General features: G+C 30.1%; 18 protein-coding genes and 1 pseudogene. 1 reads left to right on the top strand and 18 read right to left on the bottom strand.

Annotated elements, in window-relative coordinates; all coding sequences use genetic code 11:
• The first annotated feature begins 51 nt into the window (after positions 1–51).
• Positions 52–510, top strand: coding sequence for a GNAT family N-acetyltransferase (locus B8978_RS07575; RefSeq protein WP_084115030.1), 459 nt, complete (start codon positions 52–54; stop codon positions 508–510).
• Positions 511–528: 18 nt separating this feature from the next.
• Here B8978_RS07575 and B8978_RS07570 read toward each other — a convergent pair whose 3' ends face one another.
• The 18 genes and pseudogenes from B8978_RS07570 to B8978_RS07485 form a co-directional block, all read right to left on the bottom strand.
• Positions 529–1,233 (bottom strand): 4Fe-4S double cluster binding domain-containing protein, encoded by a 705-nt coding sequence (locus B8978_RS07570; RefSeq protein WP_084115029.1) that lies wholly within the window; start codon positions 1,231–1,233, stop codon positions 529–531.
• Between the two features lie 166 nt (positions 1,234–1,399).
• Positions 1,400–2,149 carry an MBL fold metallo-hydrolase gene (locus B8978_RS07565; RefSeq protein WP_084115028.1) on the bottom strand — a complete coding sequence of 250 codons (750 nt, stop codon included), beginning with the start codon at positions 2,147–2,149 and terminating at the stop codon, positions 1,400–1,402.
• A 104-nt stretch (positions 2,150–2,253) separates the two neighbouring features.
• On the bottom strand, positions 2,254–3,336 hold the full coding sequence (locus tag B8978_RS07560) for a HAMP domain-containing sensor histidine kinase (RefSeq protein ID WP_084115027.1): 1,083 nt from the start codon (positions 3,334–3,336) through the stop codon (positions 2,254–2,256).
• Positions 3,337–3,349: 13 nt separating this feature from the next.
• Positions 3,350–4,018: a response regulator transcription factor gene (locus B8978_RS07555; RefSeq protein WP_084115026.1), complete on the bottom strand. Its 669-nt coding sequence runs from the start codon at positions 4,016–4,018 to the stop codon at positions 3,350–3,352.
• Between the two features lies 1 nt (position 4,019).
• Positions 4,020–4,715, bottom strand: coding sequence for an ABC transporter ATP-binding protein (locus B8978_RS07550; protein ID WP_084115025.1), 696 nt, complete (start codon positions 4,713–4,715; stop codon positions 4,020–4,022).
• 1 nt (position 4,716) lies between these two features.
• Positions 4,717–5,805, bottom strand: coding sequence for an ABC transporter permease (locus B8978_RS07545; RefSeq protein WP_084115024.1), 1,089 nt, complete (start codon positions 5,803–5,805; stop codon positions 4,717–4,719).
• Between the two features lie 130 nt (positions 5,806–5,935).
• Positions 5,936–6,982: a serine hydrolase domain-containing protein gene (locus B8978_RS07540; protein ID WP_341435454.1), complete on the bottom strand. Its 1,047-nt coding sequence runs from the start codon at positions 6,980–6,982 to the stop codon at positions 5,936–5,938.
• A gap of 2 nt (positions 6,983–6,984) precedes the next feature.
• Positions 6,985–7,194, bottom strand: a complete 210-nt coding sequence (locus B8978_RS07535; RefSeq protein ID WP_084115022.1) for a hypothetical protein — start codon at positions 7,192–7,194, stop codon at positions 6,985–6,987.
• A 75-nt stretch (positions 7,195–7,269) separates the two neighbouring features.
• Positions 7,270–7,692: a MarR family winged helix-turn-helix transcriptional regulator gene (locus B8978_RS07530; protein ID WP_084115021.1), complete on the bottom strand. Its 423-nt coding sequence runs from the start codon at positions 7,690–7,692 to the stop codon at positions 7,270–7,272.
• 136 nt (positions 7,693–7,828) lie between these two features.
• Positions 7,829–8,623, bottom strand: a complete 795-nt coding sequence (locus B8978_RS07525) for an amidohydrolase family protein (protein WP_084115020.1) — start codon at positions 8,621–8,623, stop codon at positions 7,829–7,831.
• 150 nt (positions 8,624–8,773) lie between these two features.
• Complete coding sequence (locus tag B8978_RS07520) at positions 8,774–9,832, bottom strand: ABC transporter permease (RefSeq protein ID WP_084115019.1); 1,059 nt, start codon at positions 9,830–9,832, stop codon at positions 8,774–8,776.
• Entirely contained in the window at positions 9,832–10,578 is a 747-nt protein-coding gene (locus B8978_RS07515; RefSeq protein ID WP_242950506.1) for an ABC transporter permease, read from the bottom strand. Before B8978_RS07515 ends, B8978_RS07520 begins: the two co-directional genes overlap by 1 nt.
• A gap of 80 nt (positions 10,579–10,658) precedes the next feature.
• Positions 10,659–11,327, bottom strand: a pseudogene (locus B8978_RS07510) (ABC transporter ATP-binding protein); the annotation flags it as partial.
• Between the two features lie 83 nt (positions 11,328–11,410).
• Positions 11,411–12,127, bottom strand: coding sequence for a PadR family transcriptional regulator (locus B8978_RS07505; protein WP_084115017.1), 717 nt, complete (start codon positions 12,125–12,127; stop codon positions 11,411–11,413).
• A 123-nt stretch (positions 12,128–12,250) separates the two neighbouring features.
• Complete coding sequence (locus tag B8978_RS07500; protein ID WP_084115016.1) at positions 12,251–13,153, bottom strand: 3'-5' exoribonuclease YhaM family protein; 903 nt, start codon at positions 13,151–13,153, stop codon at positions 12,251–12,253.
• Positions 13,154–13,248: 95 nt separating this feature from the next.
• Positions 13,249–14,259, bottom strand: a complete 1,011-nt coding sequence (locus tag B8978_RS07495) for a hypothetical protein (RefSeq protein WP_084115015.1) — start codon at positions 14,257–14,259, stop codon at positions 13,249–13,251.
• A 107-nt stretch (positions 14,260–14,366) separates the two neighbouring features.
• Entirely contained in the window at positions 14,367–14,558 is a 192-nt protein-coding gene (locus B8978_RS07490) for a helix-turn-helix transcriptional regulator (protein ID WP_084115014.1), read from the bottom strand.
• Complete coding sequence (locus tag B8978_RS07485) at positions 14,558–14,776, bottom strand: hypothetical protein (RefSeq protein WP_084115013.1); 219 nt, start codon at positions 14,774–14,776, stop codon at positions 14,558–14,560. The genes B8978_RS07490 and B8978_RS07485 overlap by 1 nt, the downstream gene beginning before the upstream one ends.
• Positions 14,777–14,824: the final 48 nt, after the last annotated feature.

Below are 14,824 nucleotides of genomic sequence, written 5' to 3'. Positions count from 1 at the left end.
GGCAGTGTATAAATTTTTTAATTTATTCTATACAATTGGGGGAATTTTAATATGAAAATTATAGAAAAAAGTCCAGAAGATTTGGATGCTCTAAAATTAATGGATGAATTGTCACAGACTTTAAAAGTTATAACAGGTGACAGTGGAAAAAATTCCTTTAATACAAATGATGTCTGTGTTCCTCGTGCCACATTTATAATAGCTTACGCTGAAAATGGTGAGGCTATTGGTTGTGGTGCTATACGTCCTATTAGTGATAATATTGCTGAAATGAAGAGAGTTTATTCAAAAGTCAAAGGCATGGGAATTGGAACTAAAATATTAAGTTATTTAGAAGCAAAAGCTAGAATATTAGGGTATTCTTCTATTTGGCTTGAGACAAGATTAATAAATGAAAGAGCAGTTGATTTTTATGAGGGTAGTGGTTATCACCGTATAAATAACTATGGTAAATATGCTAATAACGCTGCTGCCGTTTGTTTTGAAAAGAAATTATATAAAAACCCGTAAACAATGAAATTTTATTAATCACTTTTTACCAAATGGGCAAGCATATTGGCACATACCACATATCTGGAGCTTGCCTTCTTCCTTAATTTTGATAAAATATTCTTCACATTTTTTTACATCAAACCTTACTTCACGTGGTTCATGCTCTACATAATTTCTACCAAGTATTGCTTGAGCAGGACATATTTTAGTACACCTATCGCAATTACCACATCTACTTTCTAATATTTCTTTATTTTCTTCAAATGGAGCATCAGTTAATATCGAAGTCCACCTTATTCTAGGGCCATACTTAGGATTAATTAAAAGACAGTTTTTCCCTATCCATCCAAAACCAGCTAATCTAGCGGTAAGTTTATGTGATATTGAAGCACAAACTCTATTACTATCTATACGCTCTGCTGCTGGCAATGGCATTACTTTATAACCATTACGTTGTATTACAGAACTAACAATGGAAGCAAAATTATCTAGTCGACTATTTATTACATCATAAGCATGTATTTTATATTGAAGTACATTTTCATATGTATCTCTATCTTTTAGAAGATTCACAATACTATCTTGCAATACTATTCCAATAGATAGTGCTCTTGGAAAATCAGATATCAACTGACCACTAATTTGCTTAATTTCATTTTGAACTTGACTGATTCCCGCTACGCCAATAAAATCAATACCGTGAATATCACCTAATTCTTGTATTCTCTCTAAAAGACTCATGTTTCTTCCCTCTCAATCTTATATGTTTTAACATTTCCTATAGTTCAATTATTCTACAAATAGACTTAATTTCCTTTTAATTATATAGAATTTAAAGATGTAGTTCATACTACTATAAAAATAACCTGTAAAGTTAACAATAAAATGTTTACCTTACAGGTTATTTTTACAGACTCATTATTTTAGTTTCTTCTAAATTTACAAGTGCTTTTGGGGTATGAGTAGAAAGATAAACCGTTGGATTATTTTTTATGAACTTTCTAACCTTTTCAAGAGTAACTTTTGCAGCCTCTTTATCTTCAAATACAATAGACAATTTATTTTCTAAAAGTGCTTCATCTGTATAAGTTACATCTCCATGTATCATATAAAATATATCTTCTTTTTCAACTATTACAATACTGTTTCCAGTAGTATGTCCTGGAGCCGGGATTAAGTATATTCCATTTGAAATCTTCTCGCTGCTTTCAAAGTTGTGATACGCACCATCTTTAAAGTTAACTCTTACAATATTTTCTCCATTTAAATTTAATGCATCTGCTTCTGCTGCAGAAAGATAAATCTTAGCATTTGGAAAACTTCTTAATTCACCTGAATGATCTGGATGCTTGTGAGTTAATAGTATTTTTGTTACCTGTTCCTTTTTATATCCAAGTGAATTTAAGGCAGATACATAATCTTCAATCTTATGCCCTTGATAAATCTTTTGATTTTCTTTAGGTTCAGTGTCTGGTACCTCTGCTGGAACACCTGTGTCTACCAAAATAACTTCCTTACCCGTATCAATAAGATAATTTTGAAGGCTGGATGGATAAGTCTTTTTTGAATCTAATTCAGCTTTATCTGAGCTTCCTCCAAAAGCAAAATCCTGTGTCATAAATCCACCTTCATACAATTTAACTGCTTTAATTTCCATAAATAATTACTCCTCTCTAAATGCATTTTATTGGCTTACAATTAAATTGTATACAATTTAATTGAGTGTGTCAATACATTTCTAACTAAAATATTAAAATTTAATTATACTGGGATTCTTACCTCCATATTAGTACCCTTGCCTTCTTCACTTGTGCACGCGATAATTCCACCTAGAAGTTCCACAATCTTTTTCACAATGGCAAGTCCTAACCCATTTCCAGTCTTTTTATGTGACTCATCACCCTGATAAAACTTTCCAAAGATTTTAGGCTGTTTTTTAGGACTTATTCCAAAGCCTTCATCTCTTATGTTAACAATTAAAACGCCATCTTCTATTTTTCCGCTAATCCATATTGTTGTATTTTCAGCTGAGTATTTAATTGCATTATCTATTAGATTTGACCATATTTGCATTAAAAGATCTGCATCGCTCTGTACTGTAAGTTCATCAAAATCAAGCTCATAATTTCTATTTTTATCACTCCACTTTTCAGAAAGCATTATTATACACTTACGAAGTTGTTCATCCACGCGTATCCTATCTTTTTTCACAACAATGCTCTGGTTATCAAGTCTAGACATATTCATCATATTTTTACAAAGCCTGGAAAGTCTTAACGATTCGTTATTCACCAGGGAAAGATACTCCTGCTCTTCTTCTTTAGTAAGTCCACCTGTAAGTAATATTTCTGTAAAACCAGAAATAGCTGCAAGTGGCGTCTGCACTTCATGAGCCACATTACTTACGAAGTCCTTTTTCATGTAGTCCATTCCATTAAGCTCTGATGCCATTTTATTGAAGTTAACTGCAAGTTCATCTATTTCATTTGAAAATTCATACTTACCGCGATACTTCTCGTTTCTTTTTATATAAGCTTTAAAGTCACCTTGTGCTACTTTTTTAACTTCCTTACTCATTACCCCAATAGGCTTTGTAAGATGCTGTGAGCCTTTCCACATCACAAGACTTCCGATTATCATGTTAAGTACACATATTATTAGACATACAATGAATACAACATCCATATTAATTGCTCCATGATAAAGCAGCTTCATTCCAGCAAAAACAAAAATGAAGGAAAAAATACAAACTGTGCTCAATATCATGCTAAAAATCATGGAGAAATATATCCTTAAGGACATTCTGTATTTTCTATTTTCAGTTTTATCAGCTTGCTTTTGCATAATTTTTTCCCTCCTATAAACTTGCCTTGTAGCCTAAGCCCCTTACTGTAGTAATTTTAAAGTCAGAGTAATTTTCAAACTTACGTCTTAATTTCTTTATGTGAGAATCTATAGTGCGGTCATCTACCTCCGAATCCATTCCCCATATTTCATCTAAAAGCTCAAGCCTAGTAAATATTTTATTTGGATTGCTAAGCAATTTAAATAGCAAATAAAATTCCTTAGGCGGAAGCTCAAAGCTTTCCTCGCCTATTTTAACAGTTAGTGCATCGTAGTCTAAAACACCACTTCCCACTACAAGCTTTTTTTCACTTGCAATCTGTGCTCGACGAAGAAGTGCATTAACTCTTAGTACAAGCTCTTTCATATTAATTGGCTTTACCATGTAATCATCTGTTCCAACCTTAAAACCCTTTTCTAGGTCTTCCATCTGACCCTTTGCCGTTACCATTAAAATAGGGATTGTCTTATAAGCCTCTCTAAGCTCACTCGTAAGCTCATACCCATCCATATTAGGCATCATAATATCACATATGACTAAGTCTATATGCTCTTTTTCCATCTCTATGAGTGCCTCTTCACCATCAAAAGCAGAAACAACTTTAAATTGTTCCTGCCTTAACTTTGCCTTCATCATTTTATTTAGTACTTCATCATCTTCTACAATAAGTATTGTAAACACTTTACACCACTGCTTTCATTTCTTGTTTTGTAAGTTTTCCATTTTCAAGACGATATATAGTATCAACAAGGTCTAATATACGCTCATCATGAGTAACCATAATAGCCGCGGTATTTTTCTTTTTAACCTCTTGTCTAATCATCTGTGCAATCTGTCTTCCTCTAGCGCCATCAAGACTTGCAGTAGGTTCATCTGCCAAAATAATATCTGGCTTATTCATAAATGCCCTTGCAATTGCAACTCTCTGCTTTTGGCCTCCTGACATCTGCTTTGGATATTTTTTTCTGCAATCATCTATTCCTAGATCCTTAAGAAATTCCTCTATTTCCTCATTGACATTTACCTTTGAAGAAGTCATGTTTGCAACTAGCTTTAACTGTTCCTCTGTAGTAAGATAAGGTAGCAGCTGATGGTTTTGAAAAATAAAGCCTATGCGTTCTCTCCTTATTTTTGTCCACTCTTTTTGGTTCTTATTCGTCATATTATCGCCATCTATAATTATATCACCTTTATTTTGAGAAAGAAGCATGCCTGCTATTGCAAGCAGAGTGCTTTTTCCAGAACCTGATGGACCTAGTATAGCAACAAACTCTCCTTTTTTTATTTTAACACATATATCGCTTAAAATAGTATTTACTGAATCACCATCTTTATATGATTTTGAAATATTTTTTAATTCTATAGCATATTCACTCATTTTAATTCCCTCCAATTATCGTAATAGGATCAACCTTTGCAATTTCTCTAATTGATACTAGGCTACATACTATTGATATTAATATAAAGGCACCTGAAATTTCTGCTGCACTAGAGGTTTTTAAATAAAATGGCATACTGCTTGGAAGAACTGATGCCATTCCAAATCCAAGTGCATTTCCAATTATTACTCCAAAAATTGCAAGGATTAAAATCTGAGACATTTGAATGCCTGCAATTTCTAGCATATTCATTCCAATAGCCTTTGTAACACCAAACTCCTTATGCTTTTGAAGCGTCATAATGTAGAAAAATACACCTAACACCACTGCTGATACAAAAACAAGTACCCATAAAATCATATTAATAGTCATCTGCTCTGCTGTGTATCCAGGAATATTTTTTATGATTGTTTTTCTGTCAACTACTTCAAGTCCGGTAACCTTTATATTTTTTATGTCCTTTCCATTAATTGCAAGGGCATTATATTTTTGTTCCACTAAAGACATTGGATTTGCTGATTTTTTAAGTTCTGCATAGGTATCTAAACTTATAAAACCTATAGGTGCATGTCCATACATCTGGTTTTTTGCAAAGCCAACCACTGTAAACTGTGTGCCAATTGACGAATCTTTAACTACATCTCCTACTTTGATTCCAGAATCCTTAAGAGATGAGTCAAGAACTATGGTATCCTTTTTATCTGAAAGTTTTTGTCCCTCTACTGCCTTTGGATTTAAAAAATCCTCTGGATTTATTGCAAAATACGTTACACTTATTTTTTTCGAATCACCTTTTTTATTGATGTTAGTCATCTGAAGATCAAGTGGTGTTACCTTGTCACCTGTAACTTCCCTTACCTTGTCTAAATCGGTATTATTAACACTTGAAACCGAAATCAAATCCTGTGCATCTGTACTTAGGACGTAATTTTGTGCAGGTGCATTATCAATTCCAGCACTAACTGCTCTTGCAAGACCATTTGCAAGTCCTGATAAAAATATTACCATGAACATCATCATTATAAGTATAAGTTCTATAAGTATATATTTCTTTTTATTAAATCGAATTTCTTTCCATGCAAGCTTCATAATTTTTCCCCCTATCATATTTGCTTTAAGGTTACTTTATCATGCGAATATGACCTGAATGTGACCTAACATATATTGAAAAAAATAAAAAAGAGCCAATGGCCCTTTTTAAAAGTTATCATATATTTTCTTATCTCTTCCTATTACCCCAAAGATATAATTGTCCTTCATCATCTTTTGTAAAAGTATATTCTTCATCTATCCATGTATGATGTAGAATGTCTTCATTAATTGGATAAACTGGTAAGGTATACTCATCATCCAAAATTAAAAATAGATTATCGTCCTCTTTTTTAAATTCTATTTTATCTCCATCATCTTCGTATACGCCCAGGTAGTTATCAAGTAAGTCTTCGCTTATAGGAAATATTGGAGGTTTAGTTGGCATTTCATATTTTTCTTCAAATGTAATAGATTCAATTACCCTACATAATTTATTGACAGCCGTAAATCCGTAATTACTTAAAATCACAATAGCAAAGTCATCATCCACATATCTATGAATTTCAGTTAAAAATCCCTGTAATCCTCCATTGTGACTAATATCTTTCCTATTATCAGATATATTTATCTCAACGCCATAACCATAGTTATTTTTGTATTGAGTATTCATTTTTTCAATGGACTCTTTACTTACTAACTTATTATTGTTTAGAGCCTCATTCCATATTAATAAATCTTCTATAGTTGAATACATACCCCCAGAGGAAAACATTAAATCCATATTAATGTACTTACAATGAATCAGGTCATTTCCATTTAAGTAGTAACCAGAAGCTTTATTTTCAACAATTCTTTTATCATCTTCCACGCCTGTATTAAACATACCAAGAGGCAGAAAAATATTTTCAGCTAAAAATTCACTGTATGTCTTTCCTGATAATTTTTCAATTATTATGCCCAAAAGATAGTATCCTGTATTGCTGTAATTCCACTGCGTTCCTGGTTCAAAATCCAGTGGTTCAGCTGTAAACAATTTAATTAATTCAGATTTTTCATGATGAACTCTTTGAAAAGTTTTTTGAGAATCGGGTAGGCTTGAGTAGTTAAATATCCCGGAAGTATGAGTTAATAAATGATGAATTGTAATCTTAGGATTTAGATTACTGCAATCTGAAAAATACTTTTTTATGCTATCCTCTACCTTTAATAAACCCCTTTCCTCAAGGATTAAAATAGCTACAGCTGTAAATTGCTTTGTAATAGACCATATTTTATATTTAGTATTAGTATTGTTTTAACCTTATGTTCAATATTAGCGTATCCATAAGCTTTCTTAAACAATATTTCTCCATCCTTAATAGCAGCAATACTACCACTGAACTCCCATAATTTTATATATGACTCCATGTATTTATTAATTTGATTTTTTATTTTTTCATATTTCATTTCATTTTTTCCTCACTAAATTTCACTTCATTTTAAAGTTAATCATGCTAAATTTAAAATTAGAACATCTAACCTTTAAAAGTTATTGTATATTTTTTTTAAAATTTTATTAAAAATATCTTTTTCTTCATCAGTAATTCCCTGATATTCTTTTTCATACAATTTTTCTGATATTTTTTGAAAATTAGGTTCTAACTCCTTTCCTTTTTCAGTGAGATAAATAATAGTGGATCTATTATCCTCTGGATCTTTTTTTGATGAAACATACCCAAACTTAGTTAATTTATTTATCAAAGCTGTTACAGTTGATCTATCTTTATTTATACTATTTGATAGTTCAGTCATTGTACATTCTTTGTACTTAAAAAGAGTGGATAAAATATCTCCGTGTGATGTGGCTATATCTACTATTCCTATTTGCTTAAGTTCATTTAATAAAAAATCATTTGCTTTTTCTCTTACTCGTCCTATTAACTTAATGCTATTATCAATTTTCATGACTTAATTATAGTTTCATATAGCTGCATTGTCAATCTGAGTGGCTAATGCTATACCATCCATTACCACCTACTTTATATAGATGATTAATTATGGAATGCCTCAACTTTCTTGCGTAATTCTATTAAGCTATTTTTTATATTTGTAGCAAATTTAATATATTCTCACCCATAACCTTCTCAAATACTCTTCTATTCGGACTAATCATCTCAATCATGTTTCTTAATATCTTAGGACTACCATAAGGAGCATCTGAACTAAATAATGTACGTTCAGGTAATTCCTTAATTGCCATTGTTGGTGCAAAAGTTGTATATACCGCTGATAAATCTAAATAAACATTACTGTTTTCTTTAGCAAATTTTATTGCATCAATCCAATGTATTCCACCCATATGTCCAAGTATCAATGGAACTTTGGGATATTTCTTAGCTAATTCCACAAGTTCTTTAATATCATAAAGATTTAATGGATGAAAAGTATGAACCCATAAAGGCAAATGTCCTAGCTCATTAGATCCATTAAAAATCACTTCTAAACTTTTTACTTCACCAGATGCAGGTGAAAATTCTCCTAATCCATAAAAATTATTTTTAACTACATTATTATTTATCCAGTCAGCTGTTTCATTATATGTTAACGATAAAGGTACTTGTCCAAACCCTATAAATTTTGTTGGATTTTTATCTATAACTTCTTTTAATTCTTTTGTTGTTCTCTTAATGTTTTTAATTCTTTCATCTATAACATTATTGTTTGCTAATATATTGTTTAATAAACTTAACTCCTTCTCCAATGATTTTAAATCATTGGCTTTTTCAGGATGTGGCGTTGTAGAAAATAATATGGTTTTATCAACACCAGCCTCTTCCATTGTTAATATTTGTTTTTCTATTGGTAACATTACATGAGCATGGCTATCAATTATCATTTAAAACACCCTTTCTTCTTTGTGATACATTTAAAGCATAACACTAACAAATTTACAGTTAAAGTACGCACAAATTTGAAATGTAGTATAGAAAATGATACTATTCCATTATCATCATGATGTTATTCAAAGCTTATGAAAAATAGTTTATCATTTTAATTCTGCCTTTCGCACTCCATTCATAAATGCTGCTGCTATAGAAAATATCACACTAAAGATTATCAAAACTATCATTGGATTTACAGTATTCGCTGTGCCATGTTCCAGGTATTGAACAGATTTTATTATCCATCTATTTGGTGTAATTGTACTTAACATTTGCAAACCCTTTGGCATTTTATCATATACTATAAATGTTCCACCTATTAATGATAAAATTAAACTTATGGCTGCTGCGAACAAATTTGCATAAAGTTCTTTATTAAATATACAAGCTATAAATGTTCCAAAGGTTGTCATTAGAAGTGTTAGAAGTAAACCATAAATAAGTAAAGTTAAAAGTGAAGTTTCAAGTTTCATACCCAAAATACGTGTAACGATAATAGCTATACATAACTGTATATAGCTAAAAACATAATTAAACAATATGTTGCCTAAAATGTATTTGAACTTTTTGTTTGGCGAATACATGAATCTGTAAAAAGTATTTTCTTCCCTATCTCTTATTATTACCGCTGCATTAACAACTGTTGTTATTAGAAGAACTGTTGCCAAAAATGATATTATCCGTTCTTCCTTTGACAGTGTTAAACCTTGAAGCTCACTAACTGTACCTTCCATATTTATGGGCTTATTACTTAACAAATATATTTTTACTAATTTTTTCATAGCATCATTAGTTTTTTTATCCTTTACATTATAAAAACTAAAATACTTATCAATTTGCTTTACTTCATTTTTCTTAAAGCTTTTGTTTAAAGTTATTACTTCATCATATTTTCCTAAAATGGTTTCTGTCTTTATTAGCTTATCATCAGTAATCTTTATATTAATCCCTTTTGTATTTTTTAGTAATGAAATTATTCTGTTACCTTCTTTGAAATTTACATTTTTAACTATACCAATGTTTATAGATGGACTACTAATATAATTTACAAACATGGCCAAGACAATTACAATAATTGGTACAAATAAATTGATAATAAATTTCTTCTTATCACTTAACGCTCTTTTAAAATTTGAAACAAATACAATGAATATAATTCTCATTATAAAAAGGCCTCCTTTTTAAATGAAATTATGGATAAAACCGAAAACATTATTGCTATAATTAAAGTAACCCCTATTGAATATATCAAAATCTTATCATTGTTATCATAAACTACTGATATAAGTCCTCTATTTATCCATGTGAAAGGCGATATATAGGTGATTTTTTCAAATTTATCACCAAGGGAACCTACTGGGAAAAATGAACCTCCTAAAAGTCCAAAAATACTTAAAGGTATATTTAAAATTCCTTTGATGGTTCCAAAGTTTTTTATACATATTCCCAAATATATTCCTATAGCTGATGCCATTAAGGTTTCTGTAAAAAACATTAAAAGTATTATTGGAGTATTACTTCCAAAATTAATACCTAACAAAACTCTTGTAATTAATAAAATTATAATGCTGCAAATCCATATTACAATTGTACACGATAAAACTTTAGATAAAACTATAGCTGCATTATCTATTGGTGCAATTATAAATCTGTAGGAAGTTTTACAAAGACTTTCATCCTTTGCTACGAAAGCTACAGTAATAATACTAGTCAATAGATAAAATGGAATTAATACTAGCGTGTAATAATGATTTGAAGTAATCGAACTATCTCCTTTAAAAAAATTAGTAGCCAAATATCCTAAAAGCAATATTTCCACTATCGGAAATATTACACTATATATTATTATAAAAAAATCTTTCATTCTTCTCTGTAATCCATATACCATAAGTTTAATAAAACCATTCATTTATACCCCTCCTAATCTCTTAATTCTTTTCCTGTTAGCTCTAAAAAAATCTCTTCTAAATTATCTTTTAAATATTTGCTTTTTAGTTGCTCCTTTGTTCCTTCTTCAATAATATGACCTTCATCCATTATTATTAAATTGGTACATATATGCTCAACTTCTTCCATGTAGTGAGAAGTATAGATTATAGTCGTTCCACTCTCATTTAATTTTTTCACGGTGTCTAAAATATTATTTCTTGATTGAGGATCTATTCCAACCGTTGGTTCATCCATAATTAAAAGTCTAGGCCTATGTGCTATAGCACAAGCAATGTTTAATCTTCTCTTCATACCTCCTGAAAACTTCGAAGGTAAATCTTTTCTTCTATCCCATAAGCCAACAAAATTTAATGCTTCCTCTACATTTTCCTTTAGCTCTTTACCTTTAAAATCATATAAACTACAGAAAAATTTTACATTGTTGTATGCAGAAAGATCACTAAAAACTGCTATATCCTGAGGTACCACTCCAAGATTTTTCTTAAGACAGTTTTCATTTGTTTTTACATCTTTATCAAGAAAAAATATGCTTCCTTTATCATAATCCACAACTGTTGATATCATATTTATACTTGTGCTTTTCCCAGCTCCATTAGGCCCTAAAAACCCTAGAATTTCACCAGCCTTAACATTAAAACTTATACCTTTTACTACTTTTCTTTCCCCATAATTTTTTTCAAGTTCTTTTACTTTTAAAATATATTCCATTTTAAATCCTCCTCAACATTATATATATAAAGTTAATTATCCAACATTGGATATTAGCTTTTAAAAAAAGAGAGTTTTCTCTCTTAATTTTCTCTTAACAAATTAATTAACTTTGCTAATTTTTCTTCAAGGTTATTTGGATCTTTTACTATATCATCTGTTATTTGCTGAATCTCTGTAAAATTCTTACAGCCTTCAAGTTTGTATTTTACCTCATCTAAATTTCCAAAATCGATTTTACCTATAAGGTTTTCCACTCCATCCGAAAATTTAAATAAATCATCTACTTCTTTAATTAGCATCTCATGCCACTTAACATGATAATCTAATGTATTAATCACCACGTCAAAATGCAGTACCTCAGATTTTAAAGTTGTATCTAACACTTTAAGCTCTCTACCCTTTTCCCACCATTTTTTCTTTTCTTCTAAGCTTTTTATATGTTCTCTAACACCACTTATTATTTCATCTTTTGTTAGTCTGTTAAACATTAAATATATCATGAATTTATCAGATTCAACACCATCAATTGGTTTTAACAGTTCCTCTTTTAAAGTTCTTCTTAATTCTTCCTTGCCGTTATCATTAATAGCATAAATTTTTCTAATTCTTGCTCCATTTCTTTCTTCTCTTAAAGTATAAATAAAACCTTGTTTCTCCAGTTTATTTAACGCATAATAAATAGAGCCTGACTGTATCCTCGCCCATTGGTCCATTCCATTTATTTCAATAAATCTTTGTATATCATAGCCATGTGTAGGCTTTATACTTAAAAAATATAATATTAGCGCTCTTACCATAAATATTCTCCTTTGTATCCAACGTTGGTTATGTTTTAAATATATACCTAACGTTGTATATTGTCAACAGATTAATTTTTTATAATAAAAAACAGTTAACCTGTTTGGTTAGCTGCCTTCTTATTATAAATATAATTTCCTTTCGATTCTCCTATCAAATTCTGACCAATTTCCTGGTTCTGTTTTATCCTTTATTTGAGAAATCTTATTCATAGTAGCATCTATAGAATCAGCATAATTAACTATGAATGACTCTTCCATATTCATTTCTCTTGGAGAACCGTGTTCTAGCTTACCATGATGTTGAACAATGCAACCCTTTATTCTAGTAATAAAATCCTCTGAATAAATTGTAGGATTTTTTCTAACGGCTTCATCTATTAGCTCTACTCCAATAACAATATGTCCTTCCATTTCTCCTCTAAGTGTATATCTAAAAGGACCATCATAACTATATTCATAAACTTTTCCTATATCATGAAATTTTGCTGCTAGTACTGCTGTTTCAGTTCTTCTGCATTTATATTTTTCACAAAGCATTGCAGTTAAATTCATTACGTTTAGGGTATGCTCTGCAAGTCCACCTATATAATTATGATGCATAGAGACTCCACCAATTCCTCTTTTAAATTTATCTAAAAATATTTCATCCTTAAAAAAATAATCATTCAAAGTCCTACCTTCTCTTGAAATAATATATTCATCTGTATATAATTGAATCTCTTTCATAATGTCTTCAATAGGTCTCTTTACAGTTGGAAGATAGTCTGAGATATTATAATCTGAAATAGATTTATATTTTTTCACGTCTAGATTTCCACCTTTAAAGCCATCAATCTCTATAACTCTACCAGCTTTAATATCACTGCCCTTACCTGGTATGCTAGCTTTTATTTCTCCACTCTTATCTGCTAATATACATATAATTTTATCAGACTCTCTAAATATTATTTTCATTACCATCAATGATGTTTTTATATTATTTCCACCTTTTATATCGCATAAAAAATTCACTTTTGTACTCATATTTTCCTCCAAATTAAATCCACTTTTTAAATATGATGTGCATAAAAGAATTATTTATACTTATAGTAAAGCTGCACTCAAATAGTTTTTATTCCCTATTTAGCTGTATTTCCTGTTTGTGATGCATTTGTACCTGTGTTTCCGGTTGTACTGCCTGATGCTGCATTGGTGCTTGTATTTTGATTTGTCCCATCAGGTGTTGTATTTGTATCTGTATTTTTAGTTGAACTTCCAGGTGTTGTATTTGTATCTGTACTTTTAGTTGTACTATTTGTAGGTGTATTTGTACCCGTGTTTGTAGTTGTACTAGCCGGCAGTGTATTTGTGCCTGTACCTTTAGTTGTACTTTTCGGTGCTGTATTTGCACCTGTGTTTGTAGTTGTTACACCTGGCGTTATACTTGTACTTTTATTTGTCACCTCTGGGGTTGTATTGCTATATGTATTCCCCGTTTCATTATCTGTTGACTGTTTTACATCGTTAGTTTTAGCACTATTAGCAGAAGTCTGATTTAAATAAAGTTTTCCTAAAACTACAACAATCAAAACTAGAACAATCGATACAGCAATCACTATTATCTTTTTATTAGGAACCACTTTTTTGTTTCCATTTTGTACATTTGGAGTCGTGGCCTTCTTATTAAGTAATGATGCCAGCATTCCATTTTTCTCTGCAGAGTCTATCTGCTTAAAATTCTCCGGTGATCTCATTACAATAACAGGCTTATTATGAGCTTCATATTCATTTTCTAAATATACTATAATTAAAAATTTATCACCTTTACTTAAATAAGGTATATCGATATCTATAATGTTGTCCTCTATTGAAGACTCGTATTTTAAACCCTTTGTTATTTTGGAATTTGCAATTTTTAAATTCCCTTGTGGATTTTGTATATTTACAGTTAGATCATGAATTATTTTATTTGATATATTACTTACAGTAATACTGTATGAATATACTTTTTTGTTATTTATTTTTATAGGTTTAAGATCTCCTGTCTTGCATAATATTCTAGGTGCTAAACTTTTAAAATGTTCTAACAATAAGCCAGATATAATTGATATTATTATGGTTATAATTGCAGTTTTAATGATATTTATCATATTGATTTTCGCTTCCTTACTTTTTCAATTACGTATAAATTATAGTGTAGATATAGATGCATGTCAAACTTATGTGCAAGGATATAATTGGTAGTCTTGTTACATTACTAATCAATATAAAATATTTTTTCTACAGGCATTTCTAAAAATTTTGCAATTTTAAGTGCCAATTCAAGAGTAGGATTATATTTATTATTTTCTATTGCATTAATTGTTTGTCTTGTAACAGAAAGATTTTGTGCCAATTCCTCTTGTGTTAATCCCTTTTCTTTTCTTAATAATTTAACTATGTTTCGCATTATTTATCGCCTAACTTTTTTTTAAAATAAAATTGAGAAAATATAAGGATAAGGTTTTGTACTACTAATAGAAATAAAGCAGTACTATTTACCTTGTTATTTTTCATGTCTATTACAGCCAATATAACCAAAAAGATAATAGTAAAAACATAGGCAATCTTTAAGCTTTTTAGTGCAATATACTGCTCCATTTCGTCCATTTTTTTAAATCCCTTCATTTTGAAGACCTCCTTTATAAATGTAAAAAGTTCTTTACATTTATTATA

The organism is Clostridium acidisoli DSM 12555 (assembly GCF_900176305.1).
GTDB classification, from domain to species: Bacteria; Bacillota; Clostridia; order Clostridiales; family Clostridiaceae; genus Clostridium_I; species Clostridium_I acidisoli.
The sequence above is the reverse complement of the archived record's forward strand: the minus strand, read 5'-3'. Positions and strand labels throughout refer to the sequence as shown.

Excerpts from the sequence above, each read along its gene's own strand:
- B8978_RS07500 (WP_084115016.1), bottom strand. The coding sequence starts at position 13,153 with ATGAGTACAAAAGTGAATTTTTTATGCGATATAAAAGGTGGAAATAAT.
- B8978_RS07535 (WP_084115022.1), bottom strand. The coding sequence starts at position 7,194 with ATGAAATATGAAAAAATAAAAAATCAAATTAATAAATACATGGAGTCA.
- B8978_RS07485 (WP_084115013.1), bottom strand. The coding sequence starts at position 14,776 with ATGAAGGGATTTAAAAAAATGGACGAAATGGAGCAGTATATTGCACTA.
- B8978_RS07550 (WP_084115025.1), bottom strand. The coding sequence starts at position 4,715 with ATGAGTGAATATGCTATAGAATTAAAAAATATTTCAAAATCATATAAA.
- B8978_RS07520 (WP_084115019.1), bottom strand. The coding sequence starts at position 9,832 with ATGAGAATTATATTCATTGTATTTGTTTCAAATTTTAAAAGAGCGTTA.
- B8978_RS07490 (WP_084115014.1), bottom strand. The coding sequence starts at position 14,558 with ATGCGAAACATAGTTAAATTATTAAGAAAAGAAAAGGGATTAACACAA.
- B8978_RS07545 (WP_084115024.1), bottom strand. The coding sequence starts at position 5,805 with ATGAAGCTTGCATGGAAAGAAATTCGATTTAATAAAAAGAAATATATA.
- B8978_RS07575 (WP_084115030.1), top strand. The coding sequence starts at position 52 with ATGAAAATTATAGAAAAAAGTCCAGAAGATTTGGATGCTCTAAAATTA.
- B8978_RS07525 (WP_084115020.1), bottom strand. The coding sequence starts at position 8,623 with ATGATAATTGATAGCCATGCTCATGTAATGTTACCAATAGAAAAACAA.
- B8978_RS07570 (WP_084115029.1), bottom strand. The coding sequence starts at position 1,233 with ATGAGTCTTTTAGAGAGAATACAAGAATTAGGTGATATTCACGGTATT.
- B8978_RS07560 (WP_084115027.1), bottom strand. The coding sequence starts at position 3,336 with ATGCAAAAGCAAGCTGATAAAACTGAAAATAGAAAATACAGAATGTCC.
- B8978_RS07505 (WP_084115017.1), bottom strand. The coding sequence starts at position 12,127 with ATGGTAAGAGCGCTAATATTATATTTTTTAAGTATAAAGCCTACACAT.
- B8978_RS07515 (WP_242950506.1), bottom strand. The coding sequence starts at position 10,578 with ATGAATGGTTTTATTAAACTTATGGTATATGGATTACAGAGAAGAATG.
- B8978_RS07495 (WP_084115015.1), bottom strand. The coding sequence starts at position 14,259 with ATGATAAATATCATTAAAACTGCAATTATAACCATAATAATATCAATT.
- B8978_RS07530 (WP_084115021.1), bottom strand. The coding sequence starts at position 7,692 with ATGAAAATTGATAATAGCATTAAGTTAATAGGACGAGTAAGAGAAAAA.
- B8978_RS07565 (WP_084115028.1), bottom strand. The coding sequence starts at position 2,149 with ATGGAAATTAAAGCAGTTAAATTGTATGAAGGTGGATTTATGACACAG.